Raw genomic sequence first — 19,105 nt, 5'->3', positions numbered from 1 at the left:
AATAAATCATGCGCATAACCCAATCCATGATGACTAGCTCCATGATGAGTGGTTTGCAAGGCAACTATCGCAGACTGGATAAGTATCAGGAGCAGATGATGACCCAGCGCCGGATTAATCGTCCTTCCGACGATCCGGTGGGTGTAGCCAGTGCGCTCCAATACCGTGGCCAAATCACTGCTACAACGCAGTTTGAGCAAAATGCGGATGATGCGGATGCATGGCTAAAGTATGGAGATACGGTAATGACCGAAGTTACACAGATTATCCAGAAGCTCTCGGAGCTGGCGGTGCAGGGTGGAACGGATACTGTGCCGAAGGATGCCAGGGAAAACATTGCCGCTGAGGTGGATCAGTTATTCCAGCAGCTGGTTTCTCTCGGTAATTCGCAATTCAAAGGGAAGTATATTTTTAATGGTGAGAGAACCGATGAGAAGCCTTTTCCGGATGATCCCACCCAAACTGCGTATAAATTAGACGATGGGGAAGTCCATTATCAAGTTGGCGCTGGTATCACGGTGTCCGTGAATACGTTGGGAGAGCAAGTGTTTGGAGCATTTGGAGATGCTGCGGGAATATTTGCTGTGGTAGATAATTTTAAGAAGGCGTTATTGGCGGACAATACGGCAGGCATTCAGAATGCTATTCCTGCACTGCAAAAAAACTTGGAAACTACCATTACTGCGCAGGCCGAGATGGGAGGAAAGCAAAATCGTCTGGAATTTACTCTTAGCAGGCTAAGCGACCTGAATATTAATTATATGGACCTCCATTCTAAGGTAGAGGATGCCGATATCTCGAAAGTTATAATCGATCTAAAGACGTCTGAGAGCATCTATCAGGCTTCATTGGATACAATGGCCCGGATTATTCGCCCGAGCTTGATGGATTTTCTAAGATAAGGGGGAGTATGTATGAATATCCCACGTATTCAAATCCAGCAAGGATATTCAAAAATCGGGCTTGAAACAACAAAAGGGCAACATAGCATTGAGCAACCAAAGCCCTCTCTTAATATGAGGCAACAGAGAGGCAAGCTAGAGATGGAGAGAACTAGTTCCGAATTGAAGATTGATTCGAGCAGGGCTTGGTCAGCTCTTGGAGTGGCGCCTATTGCAGAGATGAATGATCGTATAGCGCAATCCTCATATCAGATCTCTATGCATAACATAGCGGAGATTGCCCGCAACGGTGATCGTATGATGGCCATTCAGGAAGGCGGAAATGTATTTGCGGAAATTGCCCGTGAAAATGTGTTTAAAGACCGGCCGAGAATTGAAGTGACAGGCGAACCGGGATATGACAATGTGGATATTACCTTTATCCCTGGACAGGTCAATACTACTTATATTCCAGGTGAGGTCACTTTTAATCCTGAAACTCATAAACCGGTTATTGATTACCAGCTTGGCAAGGTCAATACTTATTTAACACAAAAAAATTATATAAATATATCTGTAATTGGGAATCAACTGGATACAGTTGTCTGACTACAGGTTTACAATAGCTATAATGGACAATAGTCATTATAGCTATTGTTGTTAGAAAAGGAGGAAAGTATAGCGTGTTTATAAATACTAAGAGATTCGGGCCTGTAGAGGTGAAAGAAGATCAAGTGATTACGTTTGTAAGTCCTTTATTAGGCTTTGGAGATTTAGCCAAATATATTTTTGTTCAATTAGAAGAAGACCGACATCCATTTGAGTTTTTACAATCTATCGAGGATGAAAACCTGACTTTTATTGTGATGGATCCATTCTCATTTTATAAAGAATATGAATTCCAATTGGAATCGCACTGGATTGAAGCTCTAAATGTAGAAAGCGAGGAAGAACTTCGGGTCATGGTGATTGTAACAGCACGTTCTGCAGAAGATATAACATGCAATCTAAAGGCGCCCATCGTTCTAAATTGTGCTAAAAATATTGCTGCCCAGATTGTTTTGGAACACGGTGATTATACGACTAGGCAATCGCTGATGGAAGGGAAAGGAGAGGCTCCCGATGCTGATCTTATCAAGAAATAAAGGGCAGAAGATCATGATTAATGATAACATTGTTCTTTCCGTTATCGAAGTAAATGGTGATCAGGTCAGAATTGGTATTGAGGCTCCTGCGAATGTGACCATATATCGCGATGAAATTTATGAAGCTATCAAGCAACAGAATCAAAATGCAGTTGATTTCAATGAGGATATACAAAATATCTTGCAGACTGTCATTCCAAGAAAAAAGAAATAATTTTATTAGGAATTGTTATTCTGCTATAAACAATAGAGCAAACTTTCCGATAAATATAATATGGGTCGAAAGACATGGCAGTGACGGCCGAACGCCATGTCCCCGATCACAATAGGGTGAAGCAAGGATGCTAATCACCAACATATTCCAAGGAGGAATTTTATTATGCGTATTAACCACAATATTTCGTCTTACAATGCTCAGCGTCAATTGTCCATCAACAATAACGCTCAAGGCAAATCTTTGGAGAAATTGTCTTCCGGTTTCAGAATCAACCGTGCTGCAGATGACGCGGCTGGACTTGCAATCTCCGAAAAAATGCGTAACCAAATCCGCGGTTTGGAACAAGCCTCCAAGAACTCTCTTGACGGCATTTCCCTGATCCAAACGGCTGAGGGTGCTTTGAATGAAACTCACGCTATGTTGCAACGTATGGCTGAACTGTACGTTCAAGGCGCTAACGAAGTTTTGACAACGACTGACGCTGCGAAAATCGACTCGGAAGTTAAACAATTGTCTCAACAAATCGGATCTATTGCAACACAAACACAATTCAACACCAAGAAGCTCCTTGATGGAACAGTTACTGCGATTTCCTTCCAAGTTGGTGCTAACTCTGGTGAAACAATTGGTTTGGGCTTGCAATCTGCTACAGCAACTGCTCTTAATGTGTTGTTCGGTGCAGTTGGCTCGGGCTTGTCGGCTCTGTCGAACTCTAATGCGTTGAACTCCGACGCTGCTGCCAACCTTTCGGTTGTACAAGTGGCAATCAACACCGTATCTGAAATTCGTTCGAACCTTGGTGCTGTTCAAAACCGTCTGGAACATACCATCAACAATTTGGGAACAACTGCTGAGAACTTGCAAGCGGCTGAATCCCGTATTCGTGACGTTGACATGGCAAAAGAGATGTCGGAATTCACGAAGAATGGTATCCTGCAACAAGCTGCTCAAGCGATGTTGGCTCAAGCGAACCAGCAACCGCAAGGCGTTCTGCAACTGCTTCGTTAATCTGTTTTTTCTCAGCCGGCCGGGGATCCGGCCGGTTTTTTAATATAACCGATAGTCGGATTGGGAGGATATTAAGATGAGAGTTGATTCAAATTCTCCATCGACTTCCTTAATACCATGGTTTAAAAGTCTCACAAATGAGAATTTTATGGGGGAAGTTACTGATTCGAATTCTCTTTCAAAAGAACAGCGAAAACATACAATTCCACAGCTTGTAGATCAAGTGAACAAAAAACTTGAAGAAGCAGGTACTTATATTCAAGTTAAAGTTCATGAAAAAACCAACACGATTATGGTTGTAGTGCTGAAAGATGAAACGAACGAGGTTGTTAGAGAAATCCCTAGCGAGAAAATGATCGATGTGATGTATAACCTTAGTAATAAGGTTGGCCTGTTTGTTGATGAAAAGATGTAAAGGAGGTGGACGGGATGGCGGGTATAACTTCACCTAATCGTCTGACCGGGTTTAGCGGAACGCTCGATACGGAAAGTGTCATTAAAAAATTGATGGACGCCGAAAGAGCTCCTCTTAATAATATCTACAAGAAAAAGCAGTTGGCTCTTTGGAAACGAGAAGACTATATGTCGATGAACACCAAGATGCTGTCTTTTCGAAATACTGTTAATGAACTTCGTTTTGAAAGTAGTTTTGAAAAAGTAACTGCGACATCCTCGGATACGTCTGTTTTGGCGATTACTTCTTCCGGCCCTAACGTTTCAACAAGTAATATCGCAGTTACTCAATTAGCAGAGTCTGCTATGTTGATCGGCAAGGTACCGGGAGCGGCCTCGACAGTGGCTTCTGCCGGGAAAATAACGATCAATTCAGTAAATGTTGAATTTTCAGCCCAAGCTACGGTCGATTCGATCGTAAAAGATATCAATTCAAAGTCAAGTGACACAGGAGTCCGCGCAAGTTACGACCAGAACAGTGGGGCCTTGTACCTGACAAGTACAGCCACCGGAAAAAATTCCTTGGTTGAAATCTCGGGTGATGTGGGGTTGCTTGGCTTTAGCACATTGAAAGATGAGGGTGAAGATGCTGTATATACTGTCAATGGGGTAACTTTGAATTCTTCCACAAACTCTGTGCTCCTTAATGGGAATCAGGTTACTTTAAAGGGCAAAGGACAAGCTACGATTGGTGCGGTCACGGATCGCAGCGGGATTGTCGACAAAATAAAAGCTTTTGTAGAACAATACAACGCATTAATTGATACATTTGCCACTGCTGCTACAACGAGGAAGAATAGAGATTACGCTCCTTTAACCGACCAGGAAAAGGAGGCAATGACAGATAAGCAAATTGAACAATGGGAGAAAAAGGCGAGGGAAGGCACTTTATATAATGACTCAATATTAAAGGATGCTTTATCTTCCACGCGCATTGGTTTGAATACCCCCCTAAATGTTGATGGTGGCCAGATTTCTATGCTCTCTCAAATTGGGATCACGGTCAAGTCTTCGTATACAGAAAATGGTAAACTTGAAATTGACGAAGCCAAACTGAATGCTGCGATCAATAATAACTTTGATGAAGTTAAGCAATTGTTTGTTACAGGTTCTTCAAAAACCGAAGTGAACGGGAAAAGCAACTTGGGGATTGGAGACAGAGTATATAACATTCTTAATAATCAGATCGATGCTATTAAGGATAAAATCGGAAGCTCCGGTAAAGTTGATAATATTGACGACAGTATTATGGGGAAAGAACTTAAAGAGTTTAATACACAAGAAGCAAGATGGAAGTCAAAACTTTTGGATATCGAGAATCGGTACTACAAACAATTTGCTGCAATGGAGCAAGCCTTGCAGAAATTGAATAATCAGAGTTCGATGTTTGCTTCTATGGGTTGATAAAAAGAACATAGCATCTCTAACAATAATGAATGATGGAGCGAGGTAACGATGCAAAACGCAATTCAACAGCAGTATTTAAAGGTTCAAGTTGAGACAGCTAGTCCTGGTGAATTGACTTTAATGTTGTATCAAGGAATGGTTAAATCATTACTTTTAGCAAAAAGCCAATTTGCTCATAAACAGTACGAAGCAATGAATGAGTCTCTGTATAAAGTTCGTTCAATTATTAGCGAACTGATGATCACATTAAATATGGATTATCCCATTGCTAAGGAGCTTTATCGACTATATGAGTTTTATAATGGACATCTTGCTAGATTTATGATTAAAAGAGAAGAACCTATGCTGGATGAGGTTTTGGAGTTTGCTCGGGGACTTGCTGATACATGGAGGAAGGCCTTACACTCATTAAAAACAACTTCGGGTGAAGAGAATGTCTAAACAGGAGTCTAACCCGCTTCTTGAACTCATGCAAATTTATCGTACAATCCTGGAAAAATCGGATTTTGAAGTATATGAGAATTATGCTGATACAGTAGATCGGTTGTATGTTGAGATAAACCTGATGAAACTGACACCAAGCGACCTTGAGATATTGACAGAAGTTCGAAAGTTGCATGAGAAAATCATTCATTTTATTACGTTGGAGAAGGATAATTTAGGGCAGGAGATCATCATGCTCAAAAAAAGAAAGCGTATGACACAGGACTATGGAAAGTCTTATAACGCCTATGATGTCGACGCTTTTTTTGTAGATTTCAAAAAATAATAAAGGAGGAGTGAATATATGAAGTCTCGATATACGAGGCTACTTTCTGTTTTACTTACAGCCGTATTACTGGTGTCACAGTTCTCTTTATCTCCATCAGTGATGGCGGCAAGCGGAAGCGTCCAAGTAACAAAAGTAGTGAGTCCTTCGGAAATCACCGAGGGGAATGAAGCTGATATTCGGTTGAATGTTGTGGGTTCTCCAGATGTCAGTGTAGTAAAACCGAACGACATCATCTTAATTATCGACCGCTCGGGCAGTATGGCTGCAAGCTATGGGCCGAACAATGGCGAGGATAAGATGAAAAATGCAAAGAATGCAGCCAAAGGATTTATTGACCTTGTGGATTTTAGTAAGCACCGGGTTGGGGTTGTAGATTTTGCGAGTGATAAAAAGTCTACAGGGTTATCAGATAATCCCACAGAACTAAAAAATTATATTGATAAAATAACCGCTGGAGGAGGAACTGGTACAAGGGATGCCATAGCCTTGGCACAACAGCTTCTTAAAGATCATAGAGCGGATGCTCAACCGGCAATTGTACTCATGACGGATGGACAAGCCACTGAGCCTTCACCAGATTCGCATGCCCGGCAAGTAGCCTTAGAGCAAGCGAATTCAGCAAAAGCTGAAGGCGTGGTATTCTACACGATTGCACTCTTACTTCCGAGTGAAAATCCGGAGACAAGTGCTCCTAACTTGCTTATGAAAGATATGGCAACGACAGCTCACCATCACCATTTTGTACTGGGATCTGTAGGTTTAGCCGAAATTTATGCAGCTATCGTGGATGAGATCGGGTTAGCAAGTGCATACAATGTAACTGTTAAGGATACTGTATCTCCAGAATTTGAAATTGTACCTGGTTCCTACCAAGATAACATACCGCAACCGGTTGTAAATGGTAATAACCTAACATGGACATTCAATGAACTTAAGAAAGATACTCTGACCTTCAATTATAAAATTCGTCATAAATCGGGATCCAAAGTTGGTGTTCTTCCGGTTGGCGATAAAGACATTAGTATCAAGTATGACGATTATTTGGGCGTAGAACATAATTATAATGTTCCCAATCCAACCATCTCTGTTAAATATGCAGCACCTGAGATCACCTTAGTAGAGAAAGACCAGGGGGATATCAAAGGAAATGAGTCTGTTGTAATTACAGGGAAACATTTTCGTCCAAACTTGAAAGTTGAATTCGGTGGAGTTCCTGCTACGTTTATTCAATTTATTGATTCTACAAAAGTCATTGTTACTACCCCAGAAAATACTCAAGGAACTGTTGATGTGGAGGTTACCAATGACGATGGGCAGAGTGCAACGGCAAAATATAAATACTTTGCTATACCCGTTATAAACAATATTTCGCCAAATGAAGGTCCGCTGTCGGGTAATCAGGAAGTGACAATTGATGGGCAATACTTCATGGACGGAGCTCAAGTTAAGTTTGGGCAGAATACTGCGACAGTAGTCTCTTCGACTTCTACCAAGATTGTAGTCAAAACTCCTTCAGCAGCACAAAAAGGGGCTGTATCAGTTGAGGTAGAAAATCCTGATGATACGAATGCCGTGAAGCCGGATGCCTACTCCTATATTTTAGGACCGGAATTATCCTCGGTATCGCCTTCACAAGGCTTGACTACGGGTAATGAAGAAGTAACCCTTACCGGTATCAACTTTAAACCGGATGCAAAGGTGTATTTTAATAGTAAAGAGGTCCCCGCTACCTACATCGATGACAAAACAATCTCCTTACATACACCAAAGTGGAATACCGCAGAGATTGTTTCTGTAAAGGTTGTTAACCCGGATGGCCAGTTCTCCGAAGTGAGTCAAGGGTACACCTATATTTGGCCAGCACCACAAATTACTTCGCTTAATCCGGACAATGGATTAGTAACTGGTGGAAATATTGTAAAAATCAACGGTGCCAATTTCCTTCAAGGAGCAAAAGTTTACTTTGATAGTAAGCTGGTTTCGTCAACAGTTTACAGCGGCGAAGAAATTCGAGTGCAAGCTCCGAGCTGGGCGAATTCCGATACGATTGATGTAAGGATTGTCAACCCGGATAATCAGGAAGCAACCCTTAAAGATGGTTACAATTATGTGCTGCCAAGTGAGGCTCAAATTTCGAGTCTTACTCCAAACAGCGGTCCTCAAGCCGGAGGAACGGTCGTAACTATAAAGGGTACAGGATTCCTCCCGGGATCGAAGGTTTACTTTGACAGCAAGGTAGTGACCATATCGACATTTACTACCTCAGAAATCACTGTAAGGACGCCTTCTTGGGATGTTGCAGGTAAGGTCGATCTAAAAGTCGTGGATGCTTACGGAAGAGAAGCGATATTAGAAGATGCTTTTGAATTTATTAAACCACCGGCACCTGAAATTTCGGCTGTGACTCCAAATGAAGATTTGACTTCCGGTGGATCAGTTATTACCATTAGTGGGAATAATTTTTCTACTGCGGCAAAAATTTATTTTGACGATGTTTTGCTCCAGTCGACGATTTATAGCTCAAATCAAATTAAATCGATCGTTCCGAAGTGGCAGGATGTAGGTAAAGTGGATGTGAAGGTTGTAAACCCTGACGGACAAGTTGGGATTTTAGAGAAAGGTTTTACGTATCTAGCACCTCCACCTCCTCCAGCGCCAGAAATTACAACAATCACACCTGATAAAGGATTGATAACAGGCGGTACATCTGTTGTTATTAATGGTCTGAACTTTATCAGTGGAGCCAAAGTAAAGTTTAAAGATAAAGAGCTTACTACTACATTTGTGAACTCAACTCAGTTAAAAATCAAAACTCCTGTTTGGGGAACAGGGGAAACGATTGATGTCAGTGTAGTAAATCCTGACGGTCAAGTCGGTACTAAGGTACAGGCGTTTACCTTTGAAGTACCGCCACCTCCACCACAACCTAGTATCACTAGCCTAAGTCCGAACGAAGGTGAATTAGCTGGAGGACTTTTGATTACGATAACTGGCGAAAATTTTAATCAGTCCTCAAAGGTATATTTTAATGATACCTTATTGCAATCAACCACTTACGGCGGAACACAAATAAAAGCACTTTCTGCTAAATGGACAGTAGGCGGATTTGTGGATGTAAAGGTTGTAAATCCGGATGGACAGTCTTTTGTATTGACGGACGGATTCATGTATTTAACACCGCCGCCACCGCCCGCTCCGGAAATAACATCAATTGCTCCGAATGAAGGAGAAATGGCGGGCGGATTAATCGTTACCCTTAGCGGAACAAATTTCAACACAGCAACGAAGGTATATTTTAACGACAAATTATTGCAATCTACTACCTATGGTTCTACTCAAATCAAAGCGCTGACTCCAAAGTGGACTTCAGGTGGTCCTGTCGATGTTAAGGTAGTTAACCCAGACGGGGGAAGCAATACTTTGACTGAAGGATTTACGTATTTGGCCGCTCCAGCTCCAGTAGTAACTAAGCTATCAGTAAATAAAGGCTTGACAACTGGGGGAACGGTCGTCACCGTTGAAGGTTCTAATTTTGTGTCAGGTGCAAAAGTTAAATTAAAAGATAAGGACGTAACGACAACTTATCTGGCTTCTACGCAGTTGAGATTTACAACACCTGTTTGGCCAATTGCTGAAACAGTAGATATAACGGTTACAAATCCTGATGAACAAACAACTGTTTTACAGCAAGCCTTTACCTTTGAGACACCGCCTCCCCCGCCAGGACCGGTGATCGATAGCATTAGTCCTAAAGAGGGGTTGCAAGCTGGCGGGGTGACTATCTCGATTAAAGGAAGTAATTTCTCGACCGGTTCAAAGGTGTATTTTAATAACACGCTATTGCAATCTTCGACATACGGCACAACTGAAATTAAGGCTATCGCACCTGCATGGTCAAATGCGGGAGCAGTAACGGTAAAAGTAGTGAACCCGGATTCCCAATATGATGAATTGGAAAATGGCTTCACTTATATTCTGCCCCCTCCACCGCCAGGTCCGGAGATCAGCGGAGTTAGCCCAAGCCAGGGAGAATTGGCTGGCGGTCTGATAGTTACAATTACTGGTACTGGTTTTAATAATGCTGCAAAGGTGTATTTTAACGATACTTTGGCGCAATCGACGACATATAGCGCAACGATGATAAAAGTTATAGCTCCTAAGTGGACCACACCAGGGTCTGTGAACATTAAAGTGGTTAACCCGGACGGCGGTATTGAAGTAAAAGATCAAGCCTTTACTTACATTACCCCCCCAGCGCCAACCATAGTGTCACTTACACCGAATAAGGGGTTAATTTCAGGCGGAACCTCTGTAGTAATTAGTGGCACCAACTTTGTTAGCGGAGCAAAAGTAAAACTGAAGGATAGAGAGTTGGCGACTACATTTATTTCTTCAACGCAATTAAGAATTGCAACTCCTGCTTGGTTATCCGCAGAAATCGTTGATTTAACGGTAACAAATCCGGATGGACAAACAGCGACGTTGGCTCAAGCTTTTACTTTTGAAGCACCTCCACCTGCTCCTGAACCGGAAATTGTGAATATTAGTCCAAATGAAGGGCAGATCGCAGGAGGGCTTGTCATCACGTTGACGGGTACGAATTTTGAACCGGGGACGAAGGTGTACTTTAATAACACCCTTTTGCAGTCAACGACTTACAGTTCTACTCAAATCAAAGCTCTTACGGCCAAATGGACGAGCGGGGGAGTCGTTGATGTCAAAGTCGTAAACCCAAGCGGGCAGTCCTTTACGATGAGTAGCGGGTTTAGTTATCTCACGCCACCACCTCCACCAGCCCCTGCGATCACAGGCGTAACACCTAATACCGGAGGATTAGGGGGAAGAGCCGTCATTACAATTACAGGGCAGAACTTTGACCCTACAGCAAAAGTGTATTTTAACGATACATTGCTTCAGTCAACAAGATATAGCTCTACTGAAATCAAGGCACTTACTGCACAATGGACAACAGTTGGAGCTGTCACGTTAAAAATAGTAAATGCCGACGGCCAAACGGTAGTTTTGGATGGCGGGTTTACTTATAATTAATTGTAGGTCATATCAAGAACTGCAGGTATCCTTAGTGGGTACCTGCTTTTCTATAATAGGGGGATGAGAATGATTGATATATCGGTCTGCATGATAACTTATAATGAAGCCAATACCATTTCTAGAGCAATTGAGTCTATAAGTCCTTTTGTAAAGGAAGTAATCGTGGTGGATCATTATTCTGAGGATGATACCGCCTTCATAGCTGGGGAACTGGGTGCGAAAGTATATCAGCGGAGATGGAGCGACCACTTTGCTGACGCGAGAAATTTCAGTATCGGTATGGCTAAAGCAAATAGTATTCTCATAATGGATGCGGATGAAGAGTATATCGGGGATGGTGCTTCATTAAATGAAGCTTATCAATTGATGAAGGATCAAACTGGAGTTGCATTGCGAGCAAAAGTAAAAAACTTAGCGCTGAATAATCAAGTAACACGTTCTTGCATTACTCGGATGTTTCCCAAAAATTCAGGCTATCAATTTGTTGGCAGGATCCACGAACAACTTTTATTCAACGGGGAAGAACCGAAAATATTTGATTCGACGATTGAACTTAACCATTATGGATATACGAAAGAAACAATAGTGAAAAAAGGAAAATACCAGAGGAATGTGAATCTATTATTACTCAGCCTCGACGAAAAACCATTCGACCCTTATATTTTGTTTCAATTGGGAAGAACTTATCGGCTTATGGAGGATTACGAAGAATCAAGGCGACTTTTGGAGAAATCATTACAATTTATTCCTTATCCATATCCCAGTTATCACAGTACTTTAATGTTGGACTACTCCACTACATTAATGAAATCCAAACGCTGGAATGAATTATTTGGTATTCTTAATACTGCTATTGAAAATTACCCGGATTATACCGATTTATATTATATGTATGGTTCTGCGATTATTGAATCTCAAAATCTTGAGTGGTTTTCTCAGATCCCTGATGTATTTTCTGCCTGTATTCAATTGGGGGAGGTACAACATGGAAAATATGAAACCGTTCAAGGAGTAGGGTCGTACAGATCCGCATTTAACCTAGGTTTATACCATGAGTTGATTGGAAATAAGGACGAAGCGCTAAAATACTACAGGTTCTGTATCGAACAGAATTTTGAGGATGCTCTTGTGCGTATTGAATCTTTGACTAACATGAAATGAGGAAATGCAATGGGGAAGCAATCTATTTCGCTCTGTATGATTGTAAAGAACGAAGAACGATGTCTTGAAAGATGCCTTAACAGTGTTCAAGGCATTGTTGATGAAATTATTATCGTGGATACGGGTTCAACAGATAAAACCTTAGAAATTGCAAAACGATATACGGATAAAATTTACTTTTTTGAATGGATAAATGACTTTGCTCAAGCCCGCAACTTTGCGTTAGAACATGCAACAGGGGACTATATTCTTCATCTAGATGCGGATGAATATCTATATGAGGGCAAAGAGCTATTACAGCAAGGTTTTGATAAATCATATTATTTCCTGCGAATACGTAATGAGTTAGGCTTTGGCCAAGCAGAGCTTCATCAATTTGTAAGATTGTTCCAAAATTCCCCTACCCTTAAATATGAAGGGGCGCTCCATGAACAAATAAATTTAGAAAAAAATGCTCATTTGCCTTTCGGATTCCTGAACTGCTTAATTTATCATGATGGATATTTGGAACAAATTGTTAAGGATAAAAATAAAGATCAAAGAAATATGGATATTGCCAAGGCCGCGCTTAAGGGCAACCCGACTCCTTTTAATTACTACAATTTAGGGATGCAATATGCATTCGAAGGCAAGTATGTAAAAGCGATGGAAAATTTTAAAAAATCTTATTCATTAGCAAATAACCAATCCTATACTCCCAGGTTATTAATCCTGTTAATGAAGTCATTGTTTGAATTGAAACAGTATAAGGAAGCGCTAGATATTGGTTTCGACAGTGTTCTGCTATTCCCTACCAACACTGATATTTGGTATTTAATGGGGAGTATTTATGATAATTTGGATTATATTGAGGATGCGAAATATTGCTACAATAAATGTTTGGAAATAGGTGAAGAGGCTAGTGTTAATGAATTCAACCACAATGAGGGCTCGGGTTCATATTTGGCCTACGGAAAACTAAGTAGATTATATTTGCAGCAAGGAAATAAAGAAAAAGCCCAAGAGTACTTCATTCTAGCAGCACAAGAGGCTCCCGACTTACTCTATTTAGTCAAGCTTTTTACGGATTTGCATCCTAGTCTATCTGGTAAAGAGCTTTTGGCTGCCATGCTTAAAATTTGGCCGTTTAAGGATGGAAAATGGATTCAAAATATGATGACACTGCTGTATGAGTTTCGTCATCCCGCGGCCTATGAAATTATTAAATGTTACCATGTCGAGCTTCCTCTGGAAGTTGAAGCCTGGGTGGATATTATTGAGGGGAACTATGATCTTGCCATTGAAAAATGGAATCAGATGAAGGAGTTACAGGATTACTTTAAGAGGGATCCTCTATTGTTAGCCTTTATGACTCGAGATTTTGATATATTATGTCAATTTAAAAATGATTTTGGCTTCAGGGAACGAGAATGGAAATGGTGGAGAAATCTTATTCAGAATCGTACAGACGGCGGGCTAGAGTTGTCTAAAGAATCAGAGGAAAGCTGGGTTAATTTATGCTACGATTTAATGAAACTTCAGAAATATGAACACTTGGAGGAATTAATTAGCAGCACTCGATCTCCAAGACTCAGATTTTTAATTGCTGAGGAATTAAAAAGGAACGGTTTTAATGAACTTGCACTGCAAATTGTAGTGGAGTCCGATAACCAAAAGGATAACGAAAAAGTTTATAGTTTAGTAAGTGATATCCTGAAAGAGGAAGATGAAGTGAATGATGCCATTTACTATGCGAGTATGGCTCGCTCAATAAATAATAGTTTTTTAAATTCATACAAGTTGTATAATCTATTGAAGCTCTCCGGATTGGTGGAGGATGCTGCTCAACTAATCAATGAAGTCAAAATAGACAGTATAAGATCTCCTTGGCTCGATTCTTTAAATATTTGAGTGACTTGGTGAAATTTATTACTAGAAGATTCGGCAAAATTGAACAAGATATAAATGGAACCCTCTAAGGAGAACTGAAATGAAGCCACAATCTATTACATTATGCGCAATAGTACAGGACGATGAGGATAAATTAGAAAGATGTTTGCAAAGTGTTCAGGGTGTTGTTGATGAAATTATTATTATCGATCTTGGCGTTCGGAATGATACCGTTGCAATAGCTAAGCAGTATGCGGCTAAACTCTTGAATGTTAGTGATCATAATGACCTGTTGGGGGCAAAAAACTATGCAGGTCAAATGGCTACCTGTGATTATATTCTGTGCCTTGATGCAAATGAATATTTAGATCCAAGGTGTAAAGCAACCTTAAGCCAACCACTTACGGCAGATTACTATTTTTTCAAAATTCGGACCATGTATAGATATGGATTGGTGGACACACACTCAAGTATCAGACTGTACTCAAGGGATAAAGGATTTGTTTATAAGGGGACCTCGATTGAATGGGTGGACACTGAAGAGTCATCTCGAGTAACAGGGGATCTTATGCAAGTCATTATTAATCATGACTCCCTTATGCTTAGAAATATACGTGAAGACGATAAAAACTATCTTCGTCTTAAATTGCTCGAAGAAGAATTGGAGAAAAAGCCGACGTTGTCGGGTTATTTCAGTTATATCAACGAAGTGAGGGCTCTGGGGGATAAAGGGATTTTTAGTATTGATCTGAGTCAATCACGCGGTCTTTACCCCAACAGTCTTCAAGCGTCTAAGGTAATTGTCTATCAGGCACAGAACTTGATCCGACAAAAACTATATCAAGAAGCACTGGCCATTCTGAAAGATGGACTCGTCCTATTTCCCACCTTCACGGATTTGCATTATTTAATGGGGATTTTATACTTGGAAATAAACTACTTAAAGGATGCCGAAAGGGCCTTTTTGAAGTGCTTGGAGTTAGGAGAAATAGATTCACCGTTCTATTACTCTGTTGAAGGGGCGGGTACCTGCTTTGCAAATGCTTTCCTTGCGGAGATTTATTTGAAACTTAATCAATACGAACTTGCAGGACAATATATTGTACAAAGTATTAGTCAGAATAAAAGCGATATTTCCTCTTTCGCATTGTTTATGAAAATATTTAAAAATGCTGCTCCCGAAGACTTATTGATCCAGATAAAAAGGATATATGGTACGGAATATTCAACTTACACTGAACTGATCTCAAAAACCCTATACTCCATGAGGCACCCGCTAGCTTTACTGATCCTGGAAGAAAAGAATGTTGCAATTGACAGCAAATCGAATGCATGGAGACTGCAGGTTCATGGGAAATATGAAGAAGCAAAAGAAATATTGTTACAAAGTTTGGACGATTTTGAGCATCGTGAAGTGATATTCTTATCGATTTTAACAAAAGACACCCATTTTTTCGAGAAATTCAAAAGTAGTTTCAGTCAACAGGAGTGGGAGTTTTTAAATAAGATGGTCAGTAGGCTTCATATTATTCCCTATGAGGTCAATGATCAATTGAACAACAACCTGAAAAATTTATTCTACGATATCTTGATGCTTCGTGAATATGAAGTTGTTGAATATGTTATTAATCAAGTTAATGAGCCTATGATTCGTTTTGAGTTATCTGAAATACTTTATGAATACCAATTTAGCGAATTAGCATTACAGGCAATTATGGAGCCTCAAAAACCGAATGAGAAATCAAAGGTGTTCTTATTAACTGGTGATATATTGAAAAAGTTGAATATGCATGGGGATGCGTATCATTACTATTTACGTACTTTGGAGGATGAGCCCCCTACATTTGAAAAACTGTACAATATATTTGAATTAGCGACAATCGTAGGAGATGAGTCTACCCAAATTGATTATCTAGATCGAATGAGTAAAATTATTCCGGAATCAGAATGGGTTAAGGTACAGAGAAGAGTTACCGGGAATTCGAAAGAGTATCTATTCGAATACTTCTCGAATATTTTGATTAAACCATTAATTTCATTAATTATTAGAACCAAAAATAGACCGGATTTATTGCAACGTTGTTTGCATAGTGTTGACAGTCAAATATACCCCTCAATTGAGGTTGTTGTTGTTAATGATGGGGGGGCGGATGTTTCCAGATTACTTGAAGAAGTACGTTTCCCTGTTCGTTATGTCGTACATGAAGAATCGAAAGGAAGAGCGGCTGCATTGAATGCTGGACTCCTATCAGCTACAGGGGAATATATCAACTTTTTGGACGATGATGATCTATTGTATCCAACGCATGTCGCCATGTTAGTTAAAACAATTTTGAACGAACAAGTGCCGGTAGTTTATTCGGACTCAATGCTTAGACTAGAAACAAAGTCAGAGCATGATTGGGTTGTTATTCATAAGAAAAAAGAATACTCGCAAGAGTTCGATCCAACTTTGCTACGAAGAATGAATTTCCTACCGATTCTCACGGTGATGTTTAAAAGAGAATTAATCGCTTGTACTGGACTCGTGAATGAAGGCTACAATGTATTGGAGGATTGGGATCTCTGGATAAGACTGAGTAATTTTGCGGATTTTATACATGTCGCCGAGGTCTCATGCGAGTATTCCCAGCGGGTAAATGGTGACAATGCAACTCAAAACGAGGGAGAGAGCTTTCAAATCATCAGGTCCCAAATCTACGAATCGACCCAATCACTCGGATGATTGCGAAGGAGATATTATGAAAACAAGTATAATTATCCTGACATATAACAAACTTGATTATACAATTCAATGCATTGAAAGTATACGATTATACACAAGACCTGGAACCTATGAAATCATTGTTGTGGACAACAACTCAACGGATGACACAAGAGCGTGGTTGAAGCAACAAGGGGACGTAATTAGCATCTTAAATGAAAATAATGTGGGATTCCCAAGGGGATGCAACCAGGGGATTGAAATAGCTACCGGTTCAAATATATTACTTTTAAACAATGATGTTATTGTTACCGAAAATTGGCTGGATAATATGTTGAAGTGCCTATACAGCAGCGATAAAATCGGAGCAGTCAGCTGCGTTACGAATAGTTGCACTTACTTGCAGGCCATTCCGGTAGAATACACTAATTTGGAGAGTATGCAGGCCTTTGCCACCCAATATAATAGCAAATCCAATCCTTCTGCATGGGAGGAAAGATTAAAATTGATCGGTTTTTGTATGTTGATTAAAAAATCCGTAGTGGATCAGATTGGTTTGCTTGATGAAATCTTTTCTCCAGGGAACTACGAGGATGATGATTATTCCTTGAGAATAAGAATGGCAGGATATAAGCTGCTTTTATGTAGAGATACATTTATCCATCATTATGGGAGCACGTCTTTTAAAGAAAACAAACGATATTTAGACCTGCTCAAAAGGAATAAAAATAAATTTATAGATAAATGGGGATTTAATCCCGATAAAGATTTTTATTTCAGCCCGGACATAGTAGAGCTTATAGAACTGCCAATAGATGCTGAATTTAAATTGTTGGAAATTAACTGTGGTTGTGGCGGTACTCTTTTGAAAATTAAGGGAAAGTTCTTGAATAGCAAGCTTTATGGTGTTGAAACAAATGAAAGCGTGGCAGAGCTATCGGCAAAGGTTGCCAAGATGATAAATGCAGATCTCGACTTCAACCTTATTGATAGTCCAGAACAAACCTTTGATTATATTATCATATCTAACTCTCTGCAGCGTTTTTACGACCCGAATCAAATTGTTTCCAAGATGAAGAGATATTTAACACCTCAAGGAAAACTACTTATGTCAGTTCCTAACGTGATGCACCATTCTGTTATCAAAGGCTTGTTAAAAGGGGAATGGACATATAGCGAATATGGAGTACTGGACAATGAGACCCTCCGATTCTTTACATTAAAGGAAATATACAAGATTCTTTTGGAAAGTGGTTATTCAAATTTATCAGTCATCGGCCAAAATGATGGTAGAAAAGCGAACCCTGAATGGTTGGAAAGTTTATCTGGAGTTATAGACAAAGAATTAATTTCTCAATTGGATGCATATCAATATCTCGTGTCAGCCAGCAATAATGATATAGAATCGATTATCCAAGAATTGCGCGTTGCAGAAGAGTTATCTGTAGATTGCTTAATAAAATTCGATGATTTTCATATCGATGAAATTTTTAGTAATATGGAGCTTGCTGTAGAAGGCGATGAAGTTTTGCAACTATTAAATAAAATTGGTTCGTGGTATTTTGAAAAAGGAGACTACAAAAGGGTGCTACCCTTTTTTCAAAAAAGCCTCGAAATAAACAGCACTGATTCTGATACGCTTTATAACGTATCCTATTTCTTAATGTTTATAGGCGAAACTGAAGTAGCAACGAACTATATTAACCAGCTATATAAAGTGGATCAAGCTGCGTATAATGATTTATTAATGGTATTGGCTGATTTTAAAATAGATAGTTAAGGATATAACCCCTGAATTCCAGGGGTTATTTTTTCGTGGAAATTATAAACTCTGTTTTTGAGACTTGATAAATTGAATAGTACATCAATTTCAATCAGATGGACCATTCAGGAAGAAGCTGCCAATTCTCGATCAGGTAAAATTACTACTGTAAGATGTTTCACCCCCCTTCCCTGCTGGGTAAATATCGATAAAGTATATTTCCGCAGTGCCCGCCAACTCAGTCGTGAAGCCAAGTCGACATTTTTCCCGGTTTTGTGCAAAAGAAAACCTTTTCCTTGGTAATTGACAGTGGATAAGGCGGGTGCTATAGTCGGAAATGTGGACAATTAGTGTCACACTTTATTTGACAATGAAGGGAATGTTAGTGCATGCAAGGTAAAGTGAAATGGTTCAACGCAGAGAAAGGTTATGGCTTCATCGAGACTGAGGACGGCGGCGACGTATTTGTACACTTCTCCGCGATCCAATCCGAGGGCTTCAAGACTCTGGAAGAAGGACAATCCGTAGAATTCGAGATCGTTGAAGGCGCTCGTGGCCCGCAAGCAGCTAACGTAATCAAATTATAATCATCCCGGCACAGCCGACCTACATAAACGGTATAGATGGTTAACAATTCGAGATTCGCTAGCCCGAGACTCCGGTTCATCCGGAGT

15 protein-coding genes are annotated in these 19,105 nt (G+C 40.1%); all 15 read left to right on the top strand.

From position 1 onward, the window contains the following. Positions 1-8: 8 nt before the first annotated feature. Positions 9-902 carry a flagellar hook-associated protein FlgL gene (gene flgL, locus J7E85_RS27245; RefSeq protein ID WP_215163095.1) on the top strand — a complete coding sequence of 298 codons (894 nt, stop codon included), beginning with the start codon at positions 9-11 and terminating at the stop codon, positions 900-902. 12 nt (positions 903-914) lie between these two features. After that, the gene (locus J7E85_RS27240; protein ID WP_215163094.1) at positions 915-1,490 is read left to right on the top strand and encodes a DUF6470 family protein; all 576 of its coding nucleotides are present in this window, start codon (positions 915-917) and stop codon (positions 1,488-1,490) included. A gap of 74 nt (positions 1,491-1,564) precedes the next feature. Continuing rightward, positions 1,565-2,026 (top strand): flagellar assembly protein FliW, encoded by a 462-nt coding sequence (gene fliW, locus J7E85_RS27235; protein WP_215163093.1) that lies wholly within the window; start codon positions 1,565-1,567, stop codon positions 2,024-2,026. After that, positions 2,004-2,240 (top strand): carbon storage regulator CsrA, encoded by a 237-nt coding sequence (gene csrA, locus J7E85_RS27230; RefSeq protein WP_215163092.1) that lies wholly within the window; start codon positions 2,004-2,006, stop codon positions 2,238-2,240. The genes fliW and csrA overlap by 23 nt, the downstream gene beginning before the upstream one ends. 165 nt (positions 2,241-2,405) lie before the next feature. After that, on the top strand, positions 2,406-3,251 hold the full coding sequence (locus J7E85_RS27225; protein WP_215163091.1) for a flagellin N-terminal helical domain-containing protein: 846 nt from the start codon (positions 2,406-2,408) through the stop codon (positions 3,249-3,251). Between the two features lie 76 nt (positions 3,252-3,327). Continuing rightward, complete coding sequence (locus J7E85_RS27220) at positions 3,328-3,666, top strand: flagellar protein FlaG (protein ID WP_215163090.1); 339 nt, start codon at positions 3,328-3,330, stop codon at positions 3,664-3,666. 14 nt (positions 3,667-3,680) lie between these two features. Then, the gene (fliD, locus tag J7E85_RS27215; RefSeq protein ID WP_215163089.1) at positions 3,681-5,108 is read left to right on the top strand and encodes a flagellar filament capping protein FliD; all 1,428 of its coding nucleotides are present in this window, start codon (positions 3,681-3,683) and stop codon (positions 5,106-5,108) included. Positions 5,109-5,159: 51 nt separating this feature from the next. Further along, on the top strand, positions 5,160-5,552 hold the full coding sequence (gene fliS, locus J7E85_RS27210; RefSeq protein WP_215163088.1) for a flagellar export chaperone FliS: 393 nt from the start codon (positions 5,160-5,162) through the stop codon (positions 5,550-5,552). Further along, positions 5,545-5,880: a hypothetical protein gene (locus J7E85_RS27205; RefSeq protein ID WP_215163087.1), complete on the top strand. Its 336-nt coding sequence runs from the start codon at positions 5,545-5,547 to the stop codon at positions 5,878-5,880. Before fliS ends, J7E85_RS27205 begins: the two co-directional genes overlap by 8 nt. A gap of 18 nt (positions 5,881-5,898) precedes the next feature. Continuing rightward, positions 5,899-10,932, top strand: coding sequence for an IPT/TIG domain-containing protein (locus J7E85_RS27200; RefSeq protein WP_215163086.1), 5,034 nt, complete (start codon positions 5,899-5,901; stop codon positions 10,930-10,932). A 69-nt stretch (positions 10,933-11,001) separates the two neighbouring features. After that, the gene (locus tag J7E85_RS27195; RefSeq protein WP_215163085.1) at positions 11,002-12,096 is read left to right on the top strand and encodes a tetratricopeptide repeat-containing glycosyltransferase family 2 protein; all 1,095 of its coding nucleotides are present in this window, start codon (positions 11,002-11,004) and stop codon (positions 12,094-12,096) included. Between the two features lie 9 nt (positions 12,097-12,105). Continuing rightward, complete coding sequence (locus J7E85_RS27190; protein WP_215163084.1) at positions 12,106-13,986, top strand: glycosyltransferase; 1,881 nt, start codon at positions 12,106-12,108, stop codon at positions 13,984-13,986. A 79-nt stretch (positions 13,987-14,065) separates the two neighbouring features. Next, a complete protein-coding gene (locus J7E85_RS27185) occupies positions 14,066-16,690 on the top strand; it encodes a glycosyltransferase (protein ID WP_215163083.1) in 2,625 nt (874 codons plus the stop codon). 16 nt (positions 16,691-16,706) lie between these two features. Then, positions 16,707-18,449 carry a glycosyltransferase gene (locus J7E85_RS27180; protein WP_215163082.1) on the top strand — a complete coding sequence of 581 codons (1,743 nt, stop codon included), beginning with the start codon at positions 16,707-16,709 and terminating at the stop codon, positions 18,447-18,449. Between the two features lie 371 nt (positions 18,450-18,820). Then, positions 18,821-19,018 (top strand): cold shock domain-containing protein, encoded by a 198-nt coding sequence (locus tag J7E85_RS27175; protein WP_009594275.1) that lies wholly within the window; start codon positions 18,821-18,823, stop codon positions 19,016-19,018. Positions 19,019-19,105 lie beyond the last annotated feature (87 nt).

This window comes from Paenibacillus sp. ISL-20, from assembly GCF_018613005.1.
In the GTDB taxonomy this organism is placed as follows: Bacteria; Bacillota; Bacilli; order Paenibacillales; family Paenibacillaceae; genus Paenibacillus_AQ.
Note: the sequence above shows the minus strand (reverse complement) of the source record. Positions and strands in the feature narration are given on the sequence as shown.

Excerpts from the sequence above, each read along its gene's own strand:
- J7E85_RS27195 (WP_215163085.1), top strand. The coding sequence starts at position 11,002 with ATGATTGATATATCGGTCTGCATGATAACTTATAATGAAGCCAATACC.
- flgL (WP_215163095.1), top strand. The coding sequence starts at position 9 with ATGCGCATAACCCAATCCATGATGACTAGCTCCATGATGAGTGGTTTG.
- J7E85_RS27200 (WP_215163086.1), top strand. The coding sequence starts at position 5,899 with ATGAAGTCTCGATATACGAGGCTACTTTCTGTTTTACTTACAGCCGTA.
- J7E85_RS27180 (WP_215163082.1), top strand. The coding sequence starts at position 16,707 with ATGAAAACAAGTATAATTATCCTGACATATAACAAACTTGATTATACA.
- J7E85_RS27220 (WP_215163090.1), top strand. The coding sequence starts at position 3,328 with ATGAGAGTTGATTCAAATTCTCCATCGACTTCCTTAATACCATGGTTT.
- J7E85_RS27240 (WP_215163094.1), top strand. The coding sequence starts at position 915 with ATGAATATCCCACGTATTCAAATCCAGCAAGGATATTCAAAAATCGGG.
- J7E85_RS27190 (WP_215163084.1), top strand. The coding sequence starts at position 12,106 with ATGGGGAAGCAATCTATTTCGCTCTGTATGATTGTAAAGAACGAAGAA.
- J7E85_RS27175 (WP_009594275.1), top strand. The coding sequence starts at position 18,821 with ATGCAAGGTAAAGTGAAATGGTTCAACGCAGAGAAAGGTTATGGCTTC.
- csrA (WP_215163092.1), top strand. The coding sequence starts at position 2,004 with ATGCTGATCTTATCAAGAAATAAAGGGCAGAAGATCATGATTAATGAT.
- J7E85_RS27225 (WP_215163091.1), top strand. The coding sequence starts at position 2,406 with ATGCGTATTAACCACAATATTTCGTCTTACAATGCTCAGCGTCAATTG.
- J7E85_RS27185 (WP_215163083.1), top strand. The coding sequence starts at position 14,066 with ATGAAGCCACAATCTATTACATTATGCGCAATAGTACAGGACGATGAG.
- fliD (WP_215163089.1), top strand. The coding sequence starts at position 3,681 with ATGGCGGGTATAACTTCACCTAATCGTCTGACCGGGTTTAGCGGAACG.
- J7E85_RS27205 (WP_215163087.1), top strand. The coding sequence starts at position 5,545 with ATGTCTAAACAGGAGTCTAACCCGCTTCTTGAACTCATGCAAATTTAT.
- fliS (WP_215163088.1), top strand. The coding sequence starts at position 5,160 with ATGCAAAACGCAATTCAACAGCAGTATTTAAAGGTTCAAGTTGAGACA.